Source organism: Fulvivirga sedimenti, assembly GCF_020328055.1.
In genome coordinates this window covers 789,998-809,816 of record NZ_JAIXNE010000003.1, presented here as the reverse complement: position 1 = coordinate 809,816, position 19,819 = coordinate 789,998, and the positions used below count along the sequence as shown (strand labels likewise).

Below are 19,819 nucleotides of genomic sequence, written 5' to 3'. Positions count from 1 at the left end.
AAAGTGCTTCAAGGTCAGTAAAAGCTCAAAACAACAATAGTATGTTCAGGAATTACATCAAGATTGCATTCCGCAGCCTTCTAAAGAATAAGTCCTACGTGATCATCAATACCCTGGGAATGGGTACAGCTATTGCAACCTGTATCATTGCCTATCTGAATTATGACTTTAATAATAAGTTTGACAGAGACCAGGAGCATTTCGATGAAATCTATCACGTAGTTTCTGTGAGGGATTATAACGACGGAGAACAACCTTATGGAATTACTCCCCTTAAGTTTTCTGAATTTATGGACCCTGAGACATCCGCCATCGATGAGATCGTGCGGATTATTCCAGCATATGGATCGGTGAAGATCAAAGAGGAAGTCCTAGAGACCAATATACTATTTGCGGATCCTTCAGTATTCAATGTGTTCAGTTTTGAAATACTAAAAGGCGGGATTCGTGATTTCGAAGGGCCGGAAATTGTGATTACTGAGGAGGCTGCTTTGAAGTATTTTGGCAATTCAGATCCTATCGGTCAGACGGTAGAACATATCGTGGATGATCAACCCAAGCCTTATACGGTAATAGCGGTCATAAAAGATCTGCCTGAAAACTCAAGTCTTGAATTTGTAGAGGCGATCGCCCCGATGGATAATTACCGTTATGTGGTAAAAGACCTGTATGATCAAATGTGGAATTACTGGTCTACTACATTCGTACGCCTGAAAGATCCATCAAAGATGGCGTTGGTGGAAGCGGAGATGAATAAGATCATTCCCGAACAAAATGAAGCACGGGAGGATTTTAAACTCCTGCGGTTTGAATTGATGCCACTTGACGGCATGGCCGACCGCGGGCAGAACTCCGAAATATGGTCCATGTGGCTGACACGGGGTGTTCCTGCCGCAGCAATAGTAGGCCCTATGGTGATGGCACTGCTTCTGATGCTGCTGGCCTGTTTCAATTATACAAATACATCCATTGCGATGTCGGGCAGAAGGCTAAAGGAAATCGGACTGCGTAAAGTAATGGGAGGTTTGAGGAAGCAACTCATGTTTCAATTCATTCTTGAAAACATGGTGCTGTGCCTGTTTGCACTCTTTGTTGGAATTATGATTGCGGAACTCATAATTCCCTATTACAATTCTATGTGGGATTTTGTTACCCTTCGAATTGACTACCTGGAAAACCGGGACTTACTGCTTTTCATGTTTATCCTGATTCTTCTCGTAGGATTAATTGCCGGCAGCTATCCCAGCTACTTTGTGAGCAGTTTCGAAGCGACTCCAATTCTTCGTGGGACAGTGAAGTTCGGAGGGAATACCGTGTTGAGTAAAGTGCTTCTTTCATTGCAATTGAGTATTTCCCTGATAGCCATAGTTGCGGCATTTGTTTTCATCCATAATGCGAAATTTCAGGAGAATTTTGATCTCGGGTTTAACAGAGATCAAATCATCTACACCTATGTGAACAATGGGCAGGAATATGAAAACCTTTCCAACGCTCTCCGTTCCTATGAGGAAATTGATCAAATCGCAGGAACGGAACAGCATATTCTTTCCTATACAGGTGGTATGACTATCGATTTAAATGACGAGGAATACCAGGTTGAAGCCTATAGGGTAGGGCACGACTATTTCGATATCATGGACATAGAAGTCCTTGAGGGCCGTGGATTTAGGGAAGATTCTGAAACGGATATGAATGAGTCGGTGGTCGCGAATGAAATGTTCTTAAAGGAATTCAATATTCAGAATCCAATTGGTCAGAGGATCATGTGGAATGACTCGGTATCACTTTACATCGTTGGAGTAGTGGAGAACACGTTTACCAATGCATTGTGGGGACCCGTTGAACCAATACTTTTCCGGCCAGCTAAAAAGGAAGATTTTCAAAGAATTGTTTTGAAAACGTCACCTGAGAATATGATAAAGGCTCATGAGATCCTTGGAGAGGAATATAGTAAGCTGTTTCCTTTCAGGATTTACAACGGGGTATATATGAATGATGAGATGGCCGAGGAAAAGGTAGTGAACAGGAATATTGTTACCATCTTTACTTTTCTGGGCGTCGTGGCTCTTATCCTTTCGGTCACAGGACTGTATGCCATGATTTCCCTGAATTTGCTCAAGCGTACCAAGGAGATCGGGGTGCGGAAAGTAGTGGGCGCCTCGGTTCCGAGCCTAATTATGAAGCTAAATAAACCCTTCATGATTATCGTTCTAGCATCGGTCGTACTTGGTTGTGTAACGTCTTACTTTCTGGTGGATGGACTGCTGTCTATGATCTGGGAGCATTATGCGTCTCCAAATGCGGGTTCGATGTTCATTGGAAGTCTGATACTCGTAGTCGTCGCACTTGTCACTGTAACTGGCAAAGTGTTTAAAGCAGCATCAGTGAATCCGGTCGAATCACTGAGAAGCGAATAACAACAAAAACTCAAATACTCAAAAACTCAACAACAACAATCATGATCAGGAATTTCTTTAAAGTCGCATTCCGGAATATGGCGAAGCACAAATTCTTCGCAATCATTAATATGTTCGGACTTACCCTGGGAATAACGGCATGTCTGTTCATTGCCATGTACATTGCTGATGAGCTCAGCTATGATAAGTTTTATCCGAATATTGAACGGATTTACCGCCTCAATCTTCATGGAAAGCTGGCAGGGCAGGAGCTGTATACAACATCTACCAATTCACAAATACCTTATACGCTTGAAACGGAGATTCCGGAGGTGGAGGAAGCTACCCGTTTGTTTCAATTCGGAGAATGGGTCTTCAGAAAATCGGATATAATTTATACTGAGCGCCAGGTTTATGCCGCTGATTCGGGATTTTTCCAGGTCTTTCAGCTGCCATTTGTAGAGGGAAATCCTGAAGGTGCACTAACCGGCCCTAATAAGATGGTTCTCACGCGTTCAATAGCAGAGAAGTACTTTGGCGATGCGCCCGCATTGAACCAAACACTTCTGATCGGAAATGATAAACTGGAATACGTGGTTAGCGGGGTTATTGAAGACATTCCCTCCAATACACAAATCCCGTTTGAGATTTTGCTTTCCATGGATTCCTTTGAATGGATGAATCCTAAACAGGGGGCATGGCTGAGTAATAGTTTCCTCGGATATTACGTGCTTCGTGAAGGGGCTAGTGCAGACGTGGTTGACGAAAAGCTCCGCCCGATAATTGATAAGAACGTTTCACCTATCCTGAAGGAATTCATGGGTAAGACGCTGGCAGAAATGGAGGCGGAAGGTAGCATATACGAATATTTTTCATTTCCGATGGAGCGTGTTCATCTCTATTCCACATTAACCGATGAACCTGTTCCGGTAGGTGATATTAAATATGTGTACATTCTGGGAGCCATCGGCCTTTTCATACTGGTCATCGCAGCCATAAATTTCATGAACCTGTCGACTGCCAAGTATGCCAACCGGGCGAAAGAAGTTGGTTTACGTAAAACGATGGGATCACTCCGACAGTCACTTGTTGGACAGTTTATTTCAGAATCTGTGCTCTACAGCGCTCTTTCTACTATCCTGGCCATCGCAATAGCTTCGGGCTTACTTACTTATTTTAATCAGCTTTCGGGTAAGGAAATGGCACTTGCCTCACTCTTTACGCCAACCATGGTTGTCATCATGGTATCGCTTATGTTGATTATTGGATTTCTCGCAGGATCCTATCCGGCTTTCTACCTTACTTCATTCGATGTCGCTGAAACGCTGAAAGGGAAACTAAAAGGGGTTCGGGGAGGAAAAATCCGCAGTTTCCTGGTCACTTTCCAGTTCTGGATCTCAATTGTTCTCATCATCTGTACAGCAGTGGTATTCCGCCAAATAACGTTTATGCAAAATGAAAAGCTGGGCTTTGATAAGGACAAGGTGATGATTATCGAAAATGTGGGAAGACTTGCCGATAATGCCGACGTATTCAAGAATGAATTGATGGCAAATACGGTAGTGGAGCAGGTTAGTTTCTCGAACAATGAACTGCCGGGTGTGAATAATACGACGATTTTCAGGGCTCAGGGAAGTGACTACGATCATATTTGCGGAACCTTCTTTACAGATGAAACATTTGCATCCACACTGGGCATTGAAATGGTTGAGGGCAGATATTTCTCGAAGGATTTTCCATCGGATTCGCTGGCCATTATCATGAATGAGGCTGCGGTAAAGGAATTTGGATTTGCAAATCCGCTGGAAGAGCGTATCATGAGTTTTAACGGAGACGAACCCGTGTCACTTCAGGTGATAGGCGTGATGAAGGATTTTAATTTCGAAACCATCAAAACCCCAATTCGTCCGTTGCTGCTACTGTTTTCCCGTGACAATTCGACCATGTACGTCAGATATACCGGCAATGCTGAAAACCTTGTGAACCTCGTTGAAGAAAAGTGGGCGGGGCTCGCACCGGAAGAGCCGGTTGAATATTCCTTCCTTGATCAGGATTTTGATAACCTGTTCCGTGAGGAACAGCGACTGGGCAGTGTCTTTACCATATTTACCGCCATCGCTATCGCCATCGCGTGTTTGGGGTTATTCGGACTGGCATCGTTCATTGCCGAACAGCGGACCAAGGAAATTGGAGTTCGGAAGGTGATGGGCGCTTCTGTCTGGGATATTACCAATAAAATGTCAATCCAGTTTATCAAGTTCGTTGTAATTGCGTTCGTGCTCGCCATATTTCCGGCATATTACTTTATGCAGGAATGGCTCTCGGAATTTCCGTTGCGTATCGAACTCGGGGTGGGGGTTTTCCTGATTGCGGGTCTGATCTCAATAGCCATCGCTTACATTACGGTAAGCATAATTTCCTATTTCGCGGCCAGTGCAAACCCCATCAAGTCGCTGAGATACGAATAATAATAAAACTCTTCCCCCGTTTCTCATTATTGATGTGAAGATGAGTAACGGGGGAGGGGCTTTTAAACTACGACATTCACTATCTTATTAGGTACTATGATAACCTTTCTGGGGGATTTGCCTTCGAGCCATTTTTGAATTGCTTCAGACGCCAATACCTCGGCCTGAATCTGATCTGTCGGCATATCGACCGGAAATAGCATTTTGGCGCGCATTTTACCATTTACGGATACCGGATATTCATATGAGTCCTCCTTCAGGAATTTTTCATCATAAGCCGGATATTCGGCGTCATTCACTGTAGTAGTATGTCCCAGTCTGTGCCAGAGTTCCTCTGCAATATGAGGGGCATAAGGAGCTAAAATGATGACTAGTTTTTCCAGTACCTCCCTTTTATTGCATTTTAGTGATGTCAGCTCATTTACACAAATCATGAATTCACTTACCGAAGTATTAAAGGAATAGCGTTCAATGTCTTCCTGGGCTTTTTTGATAGTGCGGTGAATGATTTTTTGTTCCGCCTCAGTTGGCTGGGCATCTGAGACAACAAACTGATCTGCATCATCATGGAACAGGTTCCAGAGTTTACGAAGGAACTTGAACACCCCGTCGATACCATTGGTATTCCAGGGCTTTGACTGCTCAAGCGGACCAAGGAACATCTCGTACATGCGAAGTGTATCGGCACCGTATCGTTCTATAATATCATCCGGATTAACCACATTATACTTGCTCTTGGACATCTTCTCCACTTCATGTCCGCACATGAATTTGTCGTTTTCGGGAATGAACTCAGCATTGGCTAATTCAGGGCGCCATTTTTTAAAGGCTTCCATATCGAGCTCGTCGTTGTGAACGATGTTTACATCCACATGCATCGGTATGGTATCGTATTCGTGCCGTCTCTGATAAGTAACGAAGGTGTCTGATTCCTTAATGCGGTAAACCAAATTCGACCGTCCCTGGATCATACCCTGGTTGATCAGCTTTTTAAAAGGCTCATCCACGGTTACAAGACCCATGTCGAACAGGAACTTTGTCCAGAAGCGTGAATACAAGAGGTGGCCCGTTGCGTGTTCTGAACCCCCTATGTAGAGGTCTACACTGTCCCAGTATTCCTGGGCTTCTTTCCCAACAAAACGATCATTGTTATGGGCATCCATGTACCGGAAGAAATACCAGCTGGAGCCGGCCCACCCGGGCATGGTACTTTGTTCATAGGGAAATCCTTCGGATGTTTCCCAACTGGCAGCACGAGCGAGGGGAGGTTCACCCTCTTCAGTCGGCAGGTATTTATCAACTTCCGGAAGTACGAGGGGAAGCTGGTCCTCACCCAGGAGGTAGGGCAGGCCGTCTTTAAAGTAAACCGGCAGCGGCTCTCCCCAATAACGCTGGCGGGTAAAGATCGCATCCCGCATCCTGAAATTAATCTTGCCTACTCCGATACCTCGTTTTTCTACTTCTTCAATGCCTTTTTTCATGGCTTCCAATGGTGACAAACCATTCAGGAATCCGGAATTGATGACGGTTCCTTCCTTGGTGGCATCGGCCGCCTCAGAAATATCAGCTGAATCATTGATTGGGATGATGGGCAGGCTGAAATGTTTGGCAAAATCATAGTCCCGCTGATCACCCGCGGGTACGGCCATCACTGCGCCTGTTCCGTAACCTGCCAGGACATAATCTGCGATCCACACAGGAATTTCTTCTCCTGAGAATGGATGAATAGCATAGGCGCCGGTAAAAACACCTGTAACTGTTTTTACATCCATCATTCGTTCGCGTTCCGACCGGTTTTTAGCCTGCTCAACGTAGCTGGCAACGATTTCTTTCTGTTCTACTGTGGTGATCTGTTCAACCAGGTCGCTTTCAGGTGCGAGGACCAGGAAGGTTACTCCGTAAATCGTATCGATACGGGTAGTGAAAACCCGGATTTTTTCATCGTGGCCCTTCAGGTTGAAATCGAGTTCAGCGCCTTCCGACCGTCCAATCCAGTTACGCTGCATCTCTTTCAATGGTTCAGGCCAGTCGACCACATCCAGTCCGTTCAACAATCTTTCTGCATAAGCGGTGATACGCATCATCCACTGCATCATTTTTTTACGCTCCACGGGGTGTCCTCCACGCTCTGAGAAACCATCCTTAACCTCGTCATTGGACAGTACTGTGCCCAGTGCGGGACACCAGTTCACGACCATATCGGCCAGGTATGCCAGCCGGTATTTCAGGAGCATTTTCCCCTGTTCATTACCAGAGAATGCCTTCCATTCGGCAGCCGTAAATTCCGGGGTGTCTTCGTCGCAAACAGCATTGATCCCTGAATTCCCGTGTACTGAGAAGTGATCAAGCAGATCATTTATCGGCCTGGCTTTATCAAGGTCGTTATCATACCAGCTGTTGAAGAGCTGCATAAAGATCCACTGTGTCCATTTGTAGAAAGACGGATCACTGGTCTGAACCTCACGGCTCCAGTCGAATGAAAAGCCAAGCTGCTGTAGCTGTTCTTTGTATCGTTCAATATTATTGGCTGTGGTAACTGCGGGATGCTGTCCTGTCTGGATGGCATATTGTTCAGCGGGAAGGCCGAAAGAATCGAAACCCATCGGGTGCAGTACATTGTATCCCTTCAGGCGCTTGAAGCGGCTTACAATATCCGATGCGATATAGCCGAGTGGATGTCCTACATGCAATCCTGCTCCGGAAGGATACGGAAACATATCCAGTGCATAGAACTTTGGTTTTTTGCTGGTATTGGATGTTTTATAGATTTCGTTATCTGCCCAATACTTGCGCCACTTTGCTTCAGTCTCTTTGAATTGATATATCGCCATCAGTTGTATTCAGATTATGAAGGTGCAAAATTAACATAATTCAGATCAAATTGGTGGTAGGATTCGGGATAATCGAATCTACGCAGTCTGAATTCACATGCTGTTGAGAAATGGGAACGCGGAAAAGCGGGTTGTTATCTTTGTATTGGCAGGAATAAAAAAGGTCCGGCGTTTGCCGGACCTTCCTTCCTTCCTAATCATTTTCTGTTCTGAATCAATTGTTAGGATCCAGAATCATATCAATCCTTTCGATCGCGTCTTCCAGGTGGTAACGGCTTAACCGGTCTGTAGTCCGGTTCAACCCGTTCCGAACCTGTGTGCGGAGAGTTTTTAACTCAGCACGTACCAGCGGACGAATATCTGATTTTTCCATATCAACAGATCCGCCAAAGCGTCCTGAAGGCTCTTCGGTCATCAGGTAGTGCATACGCGCGATATAGGCACGCTGCAGGTTACGGCGATAGATATCGATAGTGCTTCCGGATCTTAGTTCAGACCAGATTCCATTGCGCAAATCGCTCATCATTTCAATCGGTGTATAGGCATCTGAACCATTCATTGCCTCATTTTCAAACATACGTTCGAGACGTGCAGGATCCAGCACCTGGTTCAGTGTATTTTCCTGTGCATTACTGATGCGCTCAACTGATCCTACGCCTTCAATACGATCGATAATGTCGCGTTCAAGCATCCAGGTTGGTGTTGCAAAGGTATTTTCCTGCAACCACGTCATGGCTCTCTTTTGTTTTTCCTTCGGAACAAATTCATATACTGCTCCATCCTGGTCGGCAGTTTTGAAGGTCTCGTACAATCCGCCGATGTTGTTCCGCACGTGGCCGTTGTATCGGTTCCACTGCCCAATCACCTGACCGTAAATCTCATTAAGGTCATCGTAATTCTTGCCTTCTGTTGTTGTCCATTCAATAAGATTAGGAACAATTCGCTTAAGATTAGCCACTCCGTAGGAGCTTGAAAGCATGGCATCATTTCCAAGATCTTCCGTTTGCGCCCTTGGGTCAACAGGGTTGAAAGTTTGTCGTCCATACCAGTACATCTGATCGCCCGAGTGTTCTTTCACCCAACCGTCCAGGGTTGCTTCTTCAGAGTCGGGATCTGTGGTTTCCGGGAAATATGTATAACCCCATTTCACAGCCCACTTGTCGTAAACACCGATCTGAGGGTACAGCGCTGCATTATCTCCGGGCTGAGCAACATAGTTGAAACGGGCATAATCCATAATCGAAGGTGCTGTTCCCATGCGTGCTGTGAATGAAGGTGACCTCAGTGAATCAACAGGGTAAGAATAGCTGCCTCCCATGTTGTGGGGGAAACCCAGTGTGTGTCCTACTTCGTGTGCGGAAACAAAACGGATCAGATCACCCATTACGGCATCATCAAACTTCACCTTGCGGGCTTTCTCATTAACTGCTGCAGTTTGAACGAAGTACCAGTTTCTAAGCAGATTCATAACGTTGTGATACCATATGATATCACTTTCGATGATTTCGCCGGATCGCGGGTCATGAACGTGAGGTCCCTGCGCATTTTGGATCGGGTTTGCTGTGTAGCGCACCACTGAGTAGCGAACATCTTCCGGACTCCAGTCAGGATCTTCTTCCTTGGTAGGAGGATCCTTCGCGATGATGGCGTTTTTGAAACCGGCGGCTTCAAATGCCTTTTGCCAATCTTCGATCCCTTGCTTGATGTAGGGTCTCCACTTGGTAGGAGTTGCCGGGTCAATATAGTAGACTATTTGTTTCTTAGGCTCTACGAGTTCACCTCTTTTGTAAGCTTCAAGATCTGACGGCTCCAGTCTCCAGCGTGTGATGTAACGTCGCTGGGTGGCTTTTTGCTCATCGAGTCCGTAGTCTATCTGAGAAACCGAGAAAAACCCTACACGCTCATCGTATAGTCTGGGCGTCATAGGTTTTTTGGGCAGCAGTACCATGCTTTGGTTCATTTCTATACTGAGTGTACCGGTATTTCCGTTTGCAGGAGGGTTGCCGGCATTGTAGGTAAGAATATGGCGAACCTCTGTATTCAGGGGAAAGCTTTTCCATGACATGATCAATGAGCGTTTCTTGTCGACTCCCCGAACCTGGAATTGCTTTCTTTGGTTATCGTTCAACGCACCGATCATTTCTACGTCTGATGTAAACAGGTCGGCGACATCGATCACATACGCGGCGGAATCCTTAGATAAAGCCTTGATGTCAAAAGTGGCAATAACCGGCTCAAAATTATTATTTCGAACAGACTGATAGATTGGTGTTTCTTCGCTTGCTACACTGTTGTGGGAAACGGAGCGTAGCAGCAGCTGGTTGTCTTTTCGCTGCCAGCGAATTACCTGCTGTCCGCGTGCCTTCATACCCGCACCACCGAAATTGAGATTCTCAACGGTACCTGAAATCCGGCTGATAACCAGGATTTCGCGTTCCATCAGGGAATCAGAGATTTCGAAGTAGTAATTATCTTTTACCTTGTGGGTAGTAAACAATCCTTCATCGGTGATCGCATCTTTAGTAACGATTTCGCTGTAGGGTTTGAAAGGAGAATCATTTTTCTTTTTTGGTGCCTCGGCTGCCGGGGCATCCTTGTCTTTTTTCTTCTTCTTTTTTTGTCCGAACCCTGCAGGGGAAATCAGCAGGAGAACAAGTAGTAAAGTAAATATTCGTTGCATAGGTTGAGTACTTTTAATGGAACCTTAAAAGTCCCCAATGACAACGAGTTACGTGGTGCTTTAATGACAAACTGCTGTAAAATTATATGAATGGTGGAGGAAAAGGATTGTATTATCAGGGATTCTTGTCCCAGAGGTTTATTGCATCTCTGTATTCATAGTAGAGGTGAAAAAAATAGGGTCCGGCTTCATTGACCAGGTTGTCTGATGAATTTGAAAGAATACAGATGGCGACCTCGTCATCCCTGTCGAGAGCAATGTGACTTTTGAAGCCATTGGCATAACCGCCATGGTAGACAATTGTATCATTTTCCAGAGGAAGAATCCGCCATCCCAGTCCGTAATATGCCCTGCGTGCGCGAAGCCATTTTCTGTAGTAACGATTCAGGAGCGGAGTGATGATGCGTGGTTCAAAGACTTCATCAAGAACCGAAGAATCCACCGCTTCCTGGTGATCCCCGAGAAGCATTTGCAGGTATTTGGCCATATCTTCGATGCTGGCATTCACCCCGCCTGCGGCGGCTGTATTGTAATAGGAAGAGGAGAGCTGGACAGGAATATAGGAATAACGTGTTCTCCTGTGTGGCTTTGCGGCGTTTGGGGAATCTTTCATATCCTCAAATTCAGCCGAGGCATTTTCCATTTGAAGCGGACCGAATAAATAGGTATTCAGCAGTTTCGGAAATTCCCTTCCTGTCTGGCGTTCAAGAATCGGTTCAATGATGCTGTAAGCAACATTTTGGTAGCTGTATTGTGTTCCGGGCTTCGTTGCCACTTTTAATTCCGCAAGTGCATTGATCATTTCCGGGAGTGTCCAACCATCCTCAATGAGATTCGAATATGCCTGGTACGGAAAGCCGCTGGTTTGGGAGATGATGTTGCGAATGGTGATGGAATCGGAATAGCTGAATGGTTCAGGCCGAAAATCTGTCAAATAATAATGTATGGGATCCTCCCAGGATATGACTCCCTCCTGAACCATTTTACTCACAAGTATGGATGTAAATCCTTTGGAAACGGAGGCAAGCCGGAATTTTGTTTTAAGATTTACTGCGTCATTGGTATGGTTCGTTTTGTGCCCCATCGCGTTAATGTAGATCGGCTGACCCTTACGTACGATGGCAACCGCAATAGCGGGGATGTCCCTTTCTGTGCGAAGGCTGTCAATAAAACGTTCGAAATCGTTAATGAGTTGTTCCTGATGGGGATTTACCGGTGGAGATGTTCTCGGGGGAACGATCAGAACTTCTTCTTCAATATCAGGTTCGGCATTAAGGCGAGCATACCAGAAAAGAGCTGCAGCGACAGCCATCCCGGTTATCATCAGCAAAACCCAGATTTGCCTTTTACCCTTCACCTGATTTTATGCTCCCTTTCCATTCAATCCCTGCGAATCTAATTAATATTTATCAAATGCACATACATGCCTGAAAGTGTCTGAAATCGGACACCTCCATTCAATTTCGGACAATCAAAATGAGTAAAAAGGCGGTTTAAACGTCTTGAGGCGCTTGGCATACAATTGGCAAGTGATTAAGTGCATTGCAATAATTTAATCAAACGAAAATGATAAAACTGAGAGACCTTGATAAATATGTCGATTCGAAATATCAGCGCACATTTATTTTAAAGGGTATTGATCTTGATATACAGCAGGGGGAGTTTGTCACGATCATGGGGCCAAGTGGTGCAGGAAAGTCAACCCTTATGAACATCATTGGAATGCTCGATGAGCCCAGTGCCGGTGAATTCTATTTCCTGGATAACCCGGTGCATAAGTTGAAGGAACGTCAGAAATCTGAGATGCATAAGCATCATATCGGCTTCATTTTTCAAGCGTATCACCTCATTGATGAACTAACGGTATATGAAAACATTGAAACGCCTCTGCTATACAAGGGGGTGAAAAGTGCTGAGCGGAAGAGCATGGTGGCTGAAATGCTCGATCGATTCCAGATGGTGGCAAAAAAAGATCTTTTTCCCGAGCAGCTTTCAGGCGGTCAGCAGCAGCTCGTGGGCATTGCACGTGCGATAGTCGGCCAGCCAAAGCTGTTGCTTGCCGATGAGCCCACAGGAAACCTTCATTCGGAGCAGGGTGACGAGATCATGGAGATCTTTAAAAAGCTGAACGACGAGGGAATGACCATTCTCCAGGTAACGCATTCGGAGCGGTGTGCATCCTATGGCAAGCGAACTATTCGATTGGTGGACGGTCAGGTTGTATCTGATCAGGTTTCTTCTATACAAAATCAGGCGTGATGAAGATGAGAACATTATTCGGTATACTATTGTCTTTTCTTGCGAGTGCCGTTTATGCGCAGGATACCCTTCAATTCCTTCATTTATCGGATGCGGTAACTATCGCGCTCGAGAATAACATCAGTTTGCGTCAGGAATCGAATCGGCTGGATATTTTCCAGTCAGACAAATCCTCCAGTTATGCACAAATGGCGCCGACTGTTGCGATCACCGGAAACTATGGCCGCAATGACGGTAACTCCTTTAACCAGCAGGAGGGGCGTGTGGTGAACGGACAACTCGATTTCATGAATGGATCAGTCAATATGAATATGCCGCTTTTCAACGGGTTTAACCGATTGAAGCAAACCAAACAGGCGAGCAGTGCCCTGGAATCGCAGGCCCATCTGGTCACACGTACGAGGCAGCAAGTGATCCGTGATGTATCAAATCAATACCTGCGATGTCTGCTTGACAAGCAGCTTGTGCTTATTGCTCAGGAAAACCTGGTGAACCAGCAGGAAGTTTACAGGCAGATGAGTGAACTGGTTAATGCCGGAAGCCGTGCAGAAGTGGACCTGGTAAACCAGCGCTACCAGCTAAAGAATTCGGAGCTTAACGTGCTTCAGGCAGAAATTAAATTGCGCAACAGTAAGGCTACACTTTCACAGTTATTGCAGCTGGATCCAAGCCTCACCTTTGACGTGGTTGATCCGACCTGGGAGCTTTCCGATTTTGCCTTTGAAAAATATCAGCGTGATTCTTTATATGAAATTGCACTTGAACAGCGACGTGATCTTCTTCAAGTTCGTGCCAGTGAAGAATCTGCCCGGTATGGCCTTGGTGCTCAGCGCGGTCGGTATTATCCACAGCTGTCGGCATTCTTTAACTATGGATCGGCCTTTAACCAGATTGTGGGTACCCCGGACAGTGTTTCAAGGGATTTTAATCAGCAATTTTTCAATGATAACAGGTATAATACATATGGATTAGCCATTTCTATTCCCATATTCCAGGGATTACAAAACAGGAATCAGGTGGTGCGCGCCAGGGTAAATTATCAGAATGCTCAGCTGGAGACCCGGCAGTTGGAGAATACAGCAAAGCTGGAGGTGCTCAATGCACATCAGAACTTGCAGGATGCCCTGACAAATTTTGAAGTAACCCAGGTTCAGCTGGAGGCTGCCGAACTGAATCTTCAATTGCAGGAGGAGCGGTACCGTCTGCAGGCGTCGAGTTTTGTAGAGTATACACAGGCAAATGCCGATTATGTGGCTGCAAAGGGAGCCCATGCCCAGGCGAAATATGTCTTGCTGTTCCAGGATATTTTACTGCAGTTTACACTGGGTACGCTGGATACGGATGATATCCCGGCAAATTAAAAAAACCAATCAACCAACTCTGAGATCCCGGCAGATATTGTCGGGATCTTTTTTGTGGGATTTGACTAATAATTTTATTAATTTTGCGCTCCCTTTCAGGTGAAAGGGTCTTTTCCATTTTCGGAAGAGGATTATTTAAACCAAATGTGTTTTACACAGCCCGGGTAAAACATGTATTTAAGGGCGTTTTTAACTTATTATGGCAGAAGAAAACAAAAAAGCCGAGGAGCTCGAGCAGAACCAGGCTGAAGAGACTACCGCAACCGAGGTAGTAGCTGAAGAGAAAAAAGCTGAGAAAGCTGCAACTGAGGCTCCGGCCAGCGCTGCACAGGATTCTGAGGAATTCGATTGGGAAGCATTTGAAACCAAAGGATTTGGTGAAGGGTATTCCCGCAAGAAGCGTGAAGAAATGGAAGCGATGTATGATAATACATTGACTACCATTGAAGAAAAGGAATTGGTTTCCGGAACAGTAGTTGGAATCAACGACCGTGATGTGATCCTTAACATTGGGTTCAAATCAGACGGACTGGTATCTGCTACGGAATTCCGTGACCTGCCAAACCTGAAAGTAGGCGATACTGTAGAGGTATTCATCGAAGAGCAGGAAAATGCAAACGGTCAGCTCGTACTTTCACGCAGAAAGGCGAAGATCGTTCAGGCATGGGAAAAAATTAAGGAAGCGTATGAGAATGACCTGGTGATTGAAGGCTTTGTGAAGCGCAGAACCAAGGGTGGTCTCATCGTGGATATCTACGGAGTGGAAGCATTCCTTCCGGGTTCACAGATTGATGTGAAGCCTATCCGTGATTTTGATGTATTTGTGGGTAAGGCGATGGAAGTGAAGGTAGTTAAGATTAACTACTCTAACGACAACGTGGTTGTTTCTCACAAGGTACTGATTGAGAAAGATCTTGAGCAGCAGAAAGCTGAGATCCTGAACAACCTTGAAAAAGGACAGGTTCTTGAAGGAACCATTAAGAACATGACCAACTTCGGTGTATTTATCGATTTGGGTGGCGTTGATGGCCTGTTGCACATTACAGATATCTCATGGGGACGAATCAATCACCCTGAAGAGGTATTGAATCTTGATGAAACAGTGAAGGTGGTAGTTCTTGACTTCGACGAAGACAAGAAGCGTATTTCACTTGGCATGAAGCAGCTGACTGCTCATCCGTGGGATTCACTTCCTGCAGAGCTTGAAGTAGGAAGCAAGGTTAAAGGCAAGATTGTAAACGTTGCAGATTACGGTGCGTTCCTCGAAATTCAGCCAGGTGTTGAAGGACTGATTCACGTTTCGGAAATGTCATGGTCACAGCACCTGCGGAATCCTCAGGACTTCATCAACATTGGAGATGAACTGGAAGCAGTAGTACTTACCCTTGATAAGGAAGAACGCAAAATGTCACTTGGCATTAAGCAGCTTACAGAAGATCCCTGGAACAAGCAGGATGTGCTTACTAAATATGCGGTTGGAACACGCCACAAAGGTATCGTTCGCAACCTGACTAACTTCGGCCTGTTCATTGAACTGGAAGAGGGAATTGACGGATTGGTTCACGTTTCAGATCTTAGCTGGACCAAGAAGATTAAGCATCCTTCGGAATTCGTGAAAGTGGGTGATGAAATGGAAGTGGTTGTTCTTGAACTGGATGTTGACAACCGTCGATTGGCACTGAGCCACAAGCATCTTGAGGAGAACCCATGGGATACATTCGAAACTGTATTCACCCCGGGATCTGTACATAAGTGTACTGTGATCAATGTGAATGAAAAAGGAGCGGTTCTTGAACTGCCTTACGGTATCGAAGGATTCGCAACCATGAAGAACATCGAGAAAGAGGATGGATCCAAAGCGAAGCCCGGTGAAACACTGGAATTCAAAGTGATGGAATTCTCTAAAGATGACAAGCGTATTCTTCTTTCACATAAAGCGGTATACGGCAAAGCTGAAGAAGCACCTAAGCCTGCGAAGAAAACTGCTCGTCCGGCCGGTGGAGCTTCCAACAAGACAACCCCTGATGTTGAGAAATCTACATTAGGTGATCTTGAGGCACTAAGTGCGCTGAAAGAGCAGATGGAAGGTGAAGCAGAAGCCAAGATCAAGAAGGCGCGTAAAGCGGCTGAAGCTGAGAAGGCTGATGAAGAAGAAGCTCCCAAAGCCAAGAAGGCAGCCAAGAAGGAAGATGATGCTTCTGAAGAAGAAAGCGAAGCTTAAGAAGTCGAAACATCATACAATAAAAAGGGCACCGAATTTCGGTGCCTTTTTTCTTTTACGTGCTCCTCGACATATAAATGTGGCATGCCTGAAACATTTCCATCTTTATCTTTGAGGTAAAAGTGATTATGCATAGTTTTGCGCCTGTAAAGATGGCGCTGTGGCCGAGTGGCTAGGCAGAGGTCTGCAAAACCTTTTACAGCGGTTCGAATCCGCTCAGCGCCTCCATCATGAACCCGGGTCTGTTGATCCGGGTTTTTTGTTTTTATGCTGAATCCAGAGAAAGACCAGGCCCATTAATATGCCAAAAAGTAAGGATTTTGCCCAGTTGGGTTCGAGACGTGGAATTATGGAATAAAAACCGAAGTGCAGTAAGCAAAGTATCAATGCACTTAACATAAATGAAAGCACATTATTTCTTTTCATCAGATTCTAACCGGAATATTTTGTTGTTGCAGATAACGTTTCAAATCAGGGATGGCAATTTCCTTAAAATGAAAAATGCTGGCCGCCAGTGCAGCATCGGCACAATTGTCTTTAAACACATCAGTGAAGTGCTCCATAGTTCCTGCACCGCCACTTGCAATCACCGGAATATTCACCTGCTCCGATAATGTTTTAAGCGCCTCTGTGGCAAATCCTTCTTTGGTACCATCGTGGTCCATGCTGGTAAATAAAATCTCACCAGCGCCCCGCTGTTCAACTTCTTTGGCCCAGCTAAACAATTCCTTATCCGTAGGCTTCCTTCCCCCATGGGTATAAACAATCCACTTACCCTCGGTGAATCGGGCGTCGATTGCTACGACGATGCACTGACTGCCGAATGCCTGCACAAGTTCATCGATTAATTCCGGCCGCTTTACCGCTGATGAATTGATCGAGACTTTGTCGGCCCCTGCCTTAAGCAGGGGTGAAACATCCTCTACCGAGCTGATGCCACCGCCTACCGTAAAGGGAATATTCAGGTGACGGGCGATATCCTTAACCAGTTCTACAAAAGTCTTGCGCCCCTCGTGTGTTGCAGTAATATCGAGGAATACCAGTTCGTCGGCGCCCTGATCCGCGTAGAATGCGCCCAGTTCCACGGGGTCTCCGGCGTCACGGATATTGACAAAATTTACTCCCTTGACCGTACGGCCGTCCCTAATATCGAGACACGGTATAATTCTTTTCTTAAGCATCCTGAAATGTTGCTAGGTCCTTTAATGATATTTTTCCTTCGTAAATGGCTTTTCCCACGATCGCACCTTCAAGTCCGTTCTCCTTCAGTTTCAACAGGTCATCCATGGTAGTCACTCCACCGCTGGCGATAAGATGAATATGGGGGAAGATCTCCAGAATATCATTGTAAAGTTTGAAATTAGGTCCCTTCAGCATTCCGTCAGTGGCGATGTCGGTGCAGATCACATAATCCATTCCCTGGGCAATGTAGGAGTGGATCAGGTCTTCTATGGACAGGGTCGTTTTTTCTGTCCAGCCATGTACAGCAATCATTCCGTTGTTTACATCTGCCCCCAGGATTAATTTATTCGGACCGTAATTTTCAAGCCACTGATAAACGATCGCCGGATTTTTAACAGCGATGCTTCCGCAGGTAACCTGTGTGGCGCCGGCATTCAGTGCAATTTTAATGTCTTCACCCTTCTTGATCCCGCCCCCAAAATCCACGATTAAATCCGTTTTACTGGTAATGGATTCCAACACCTTCCAGTTAACTATGCCACCTGATTTGGCCCCGTCAAGGTCTACCAGGTGAAGGTACTTTAATCCTGCACCCTGAAACTGACGCGCTACTTCGAGGGGGTCGTCGGCATAAACAGTTTTCTGACTGTAATCGCCTTGTGAGAGGCGGACGCATTTACCATCGATGATATCAATAGCTGGAATAATTCTCATAGCTTAAGAAAGTTTTCAAGAATTTTCTGACCCTGAGCACCTGATTTTTCCGGATGAAACTGAACGGCGTGAAAATTGTCACGATGAATTCCCGCAGAAAAGGGGTGTATATAATTTGACCTGGCAGTTGTGAATTCTGATACGGGAACATAGTAGCTGTGTACGAAATACACATGCAGATCCTCCATGTTTTCATAAATAGACTTGTCTGCCCTAAGCTCCAGGTTATTCCATCCCATATGAGGTACTTTTTCGTGACGGGCAGGGATGAATCGCTTAACCTCGAGGTCGAACATTCCCAGGCATTCCGTGTCATTCTCTTCGGAGTGCCGGCACATCAGTTGCATTCCCAGGCAAATTCCCAGGAACGGCTGCTTAATGGTAGGCAGGACCTGATCGAGCCCCATGGATTTCAGGTGCCTCATGGTGGAACCCGCTTCACCCACACCCGGGAAAATTATTTTATCGGCTTTTCGCAGTTCTTCGGCATCATGAGTGAGACGTGGTTCCACACCCAGCCGGTTCAGGGCATTAATGACCGATTGGGTATTTCCGGCGTTATATTGAACGATAGCGATATCCATTATAAGACTCCTTTTGTGGATGGCAATTGCATACTTTCAGGGTCTTTCCGTATGGCCATTTTTATGGCCTTAGCAAACCCTTTAAAGATTGCTTCTATTTTGTGGTGCTCGTTATTTCCCTCTGCGCGGATATTCAAATTACAGCGTGAAGTATCAGAAAATGATTTAAAGAAATGCATGAACATCTCTGTAGGCATTTCCCCGATTTTCTCCCGCTTAAATTCCGCGTCCCATTCCAGCCACGGCCGACCACCGAAATCAATGGCCACCTGGGCCAGGCAATCATCCATTGGAAGCAGAAATCCATAACGCTGGATGCCGCGTTTATCACCCAATGCCTTTTCAAAACAACTACCGAGTGCAAGTGCGGTATCCTCTATGGTATGGTGTTCATCGATATGTAAATCTCCCTTCACGGAAATATTAAGGTCTACAGATCCATGACGTGCCAGCTGATCAAGCATATGATCAAAGAATCCCAGACCCGTTGATATCGAACTCTTGCCTGTACCGTCCAGATTCAATGAGATTTCAATATCGGTTTCATTGGTTGTCCGTTTTACGAATGCTTTTCGCGAAGGTGAAAGAAGAAAAGAAGTGATTTCCTGCCATGAGGTGGTAATGAGCGAACAGATCTCCATAAGTCCATCTGTTTCAAGCTGGGGCTTCATACTGCCATCATTGATTAAAATGGCCTTGCAGCCCATGTTTTTGGCCAGCATCACATCAGAAAGGCGGTCCCCGATCACGTAGCTGGAAGATTTATCGAATCCATTCTCCAGGTAGGATTCAAGCATTCCTGTATTGGGCTTTCTGTTTCGGCTATTTTCGGCCGGTAATGACGGATCGATATGAATACTGCTGAAGTGAACACCCTCCCCGTTGAGGGTTTTTAACATTTTAGTATGCGCCGGCCAGAAGGTATCTTCCGGAAATGAATCGGTTCCCAGTCCGTCCTGGTTGCTCACCATTATCAAACTGAATTGACCGGATGCAGCGAGGCGTTGAAGTCCTGTGATGGCTCCCGGAAAAAATTCGAGTTTTTCCAGGCTGTCGATCTGTTCATCTTCCGGTTCCAGAATGATAGTGCCGTCGCGGTCTATAAATAATAGTTTCTCCATTA

The 19,819-nt window shown here is 45.6% G+C and carries 12 protein-coding genes and 1 tRNA gene; 6 read left to right on the top strand and 7 right to left on the bottom strand.

Annotated features, from left to right (window positions below):
* Window positions 1-41 precede the first annotated feature (41 nt).
* Complete coding sequence (locus LDX50_RS15880; RefSeq protein ID WP_225698289.1) at window positions 42-2,417, top strand: ABC transporter permease; 2,376 nt, start codon at window positions 42-44, stop codon at window positions 2,415-2,417.
* A gap of 41 nt (window positions 2,418-2,458) precedes the next feature.
* Window positions 2,459-4,864, top strand: coding sequence for an ABC transporter permease (locus LDX50_RS15875; protein ID WP_225698288.1), 2,406 nt, complete (start codon window positions 2,459-2,461; stop codon window positions 4,862-4,864).
* A 62-nt stretch (window positions 4,865-4,926) separates the two neighbouring features.
* Here LDX50_RS15875 and leuS read toward each other — a convergent pair whose 3' ends face one another.
* The 3 genes from leuS to LDX50_RS15860 form a co-directional block, all read right to left on the bottom strand.
* Window positions 4,927-7,695, bottom strand: coding sequence for a leucine--tRNA ligase (gene leuS / locus LDX50_RS15870; protein WP_225698287.1), 2,769 nt, complete (start codon window positions 7,693-7,695; stop codon window positions 4,927-4,929).
* Between the two features lie 214 nt (window positions 7,696-7,909).
* On the bottom strand, window positions 7,910-10,375 hold the full coding sequence (locus LDX50_RS15865; RefSeq protein ID WP_225698286.1) for a zinc-dependent metalloprotease: 2,466 nt from the start codon (window positions 10,373-10,375) through the stop codon (window positions 7,910-7,912).
* A 115-nt stretch (window positions 10,376-10,490) separates the two neighbouring features.
* Window positions 10,491-11,699 carry a serine hydrolase domain-containing protein gene (locus LDX50_RS15860; protein ID WP_225698285.1) on the bottom strand — a complete coding sequence of 403 codons (1,209 nt, stop codon included), beginning with the start codon at window positions 11,697-11,699 and terminating at the stop codon, window positions 10,491-10,493.
* 242 nt (window positions 11,700-11,941) lie between these two features.
* Here LDX50_RS15860 and LDX50_RS15855 point away from each other — a divergent pair, with 242 nt between their 5' ends.
* The 4 genes from LDX50_RS15855 (at window position 11,942) to LDX50_RS15840 (ending at window position 16,444) form a co-directional block, all read left to right on the top strand.
* Window positions 11,942-12,634, top strand: coding sequence for an ABC transporter ATP-binding protein (locus LDX50_RS15855; RefSeq protein WP_225698284.1), 693 nt, complete (start codon window positions 11,942-11,944; stop codon window positions 12,632-12,634).
* Window positions 12,634-13,995, top strand: coding sequence for a TolC family protein (locus LDX50_RS15850; RefSeq protein ID WP_225698283.1), 1,362 nt, complete (start codon window positions 12,634-12,636; stop codon window positions 13,993-13,995). The genes LDX50_RS15855 and LDX50_RS15850 overlap by 1 nt, the downstream gene beginning before the upstream one ends.
* A gap of 199 nt (window positions 13,996-14,194) precedes the next feature.
* Window positions 14,195-16,216 (top strand): 30S ribosomal protein S1, encoded by a 2,022-nt coding sequence (rpsA, locus tag LDX50_RS15845; protein ID WP_225698282.1) that lies wholly within the window; start codon window positions 14,195-14,197, stop codon window positions 16,214-16,216.
* Between the two features lie 154 nt (window positions 16,217-16,370).
* Window positions 16,371-16,444, top strand: a tRNA-Cys gene (locus tag LDX50_RS15840).
* A 197-nt stretch (window positions 16,445-16,641) separates the two neighbouring features.
* Here LDX50_RS15840 and hisF read toward each other — a convergent pair.
* From hisF to hisB, 4 genes are read right to left on the bottom strand one after another with little or no spacing between them, the layout of a single operon-like run.
* A complete protein-coding gene (gene hisF / locus LDX50_RS15835; protein WP_225698281.1) occupies window positions 16,642-17,397 on the bottom strand; it encodes an imidazole glycerol phosphate synthase subunit HisF in 756 nt (251 codons plus the stop codon).
* Window positions 17,390-18,112, bottom strand: a complete 723-nt coding sequence (gene hisA, locus LDX50_RS15830) for a 1-(5-phosphoribosyl)-5-[(5-phosphoribosylamino)methylideneamino]imidazole-4-carboxamide isomerase (protein WP_225698280.1) — start codon at window positions 18,110-18,112, stop codon at window positions 17,390-17,392. Before hisA ends, hisF begins: the two co-directional genes overlap by 8 nt.
* On the bottom strand, window positions 18,109-18,696 hold the full coding sequence (hisH, locus tag LDX50_RS15825; protein WP_225698279.1) for an imidazole glycerol phosphate synthase subunit HisH: 588 nt from the start codon (window positions 18,694-18,696) through the stop codon (window positions 18,109-18,111). The genes hisA and hisH overlap by 4 nt, the downstream gene beginning before the upstream one ends.
* Window positions 18,696-19,817 (bottom strand): bifunctional histidinol-phosphatase/imidazoleglycerol-phosphate dehydratase HisB, encoded by a 1,122-nt coding sequence (gene hisB / locus LDX50_RS15820; RefSeq protein WP_225698278.1) that lies wholly within the window; start codon window positions 19,815-19,817, stop codon window positions 18,696-18,698. Before hisB ends, hisH begins: the two co-directional genes overlap by 1 nt.
* Window positions 19,818-19,819 lie beyond the last annotated feature (2 nt).

Excerpts from the sequence above, each read along its gene's own strand:
- LDX50_RS15880 (WP_225698289.1), top strand. The coding sequence starts at position 42 with ATGTTCAGGAATTACATCAAGATTGCATTCCGCAGCCTTCTAAAGAAT.
- LDX50_RS15875 (WP_225698288.1), top strand. The coding sequence starts at position 2,459 with ATGATCAGGAATTTCTTTAAAGTCGCATTCCGGAATATGGCGAAGCAC.
- leuS (WP_225698287.1), bottom strand. The coding sequence starts at position 7,695 with ATGGCGATATATCAATTCAAAGAGACTGAAGCAAAGTGGCGCAAGTAT.
- LDX50_RS15865 (WP_225698286.1), bottom strand. The coding sequence starts at position 10,375 with ATGCAACGAATATTTACTTTACTACTTGTTCTCCTGCTGATTTCCCCT.
- LDX50_RS15860 (WP_225698285.1), bottom strand. The coding sequence starts at position 11,699 with ATGATAACCGGGATGGCTGTCGCTGCAGCTCTTTTCTGGTATGCTCGC.
- LDX50_RS15855 (WP_225698284.1), top strand. The coding sequence starts at position 11,942 with ATGATAAAACTGAGAGACCTTGATAAATATGTCGATTCGAAATATCAG.
- LDX50_RS15850 (WP_225698283.1), top strand. The coding sequence starts at position 12,634 with ATGAAGATGAGAACATTATTCGGTATACTATTGTCTTTTCTTGCGAGT.
- rpsA (WP_225698282.1), top strand. The coding sequence starts at position 14,195 with ATGGCAGAAGAAAACAAAAAAGCCGAGGAGCTCGAGCAGAACCAGGCT.
- hisF (WP_225698281.1), bottom strand. The coding sequence starts at position 17,397 with ATGCTTAAGAAAAGAATTATACCGTGTCTCGATATTAGGGACGGCCGT.
- hisA (WP_225698280.1), bottom strand. The coding sequence starts at position 18,112 with ATGAGAATTATTCCAGCTATTGATATCATCGATGGTAAATGCGTCCGC.
- hisH (WP_225698279.1), bottom strand. The coding sequence starts at position 18,696 with ATGGATATCGCTATCGTTCAATATAACGCCGGAAATACCCAATCGGTC.
- hisB (WP_225698278.1), bottom strand. The coding sequence starts at position 19,817 with ATGGAGAAACTATTATTTATAGACCGCGACGGCACTATCATTCTGGAA.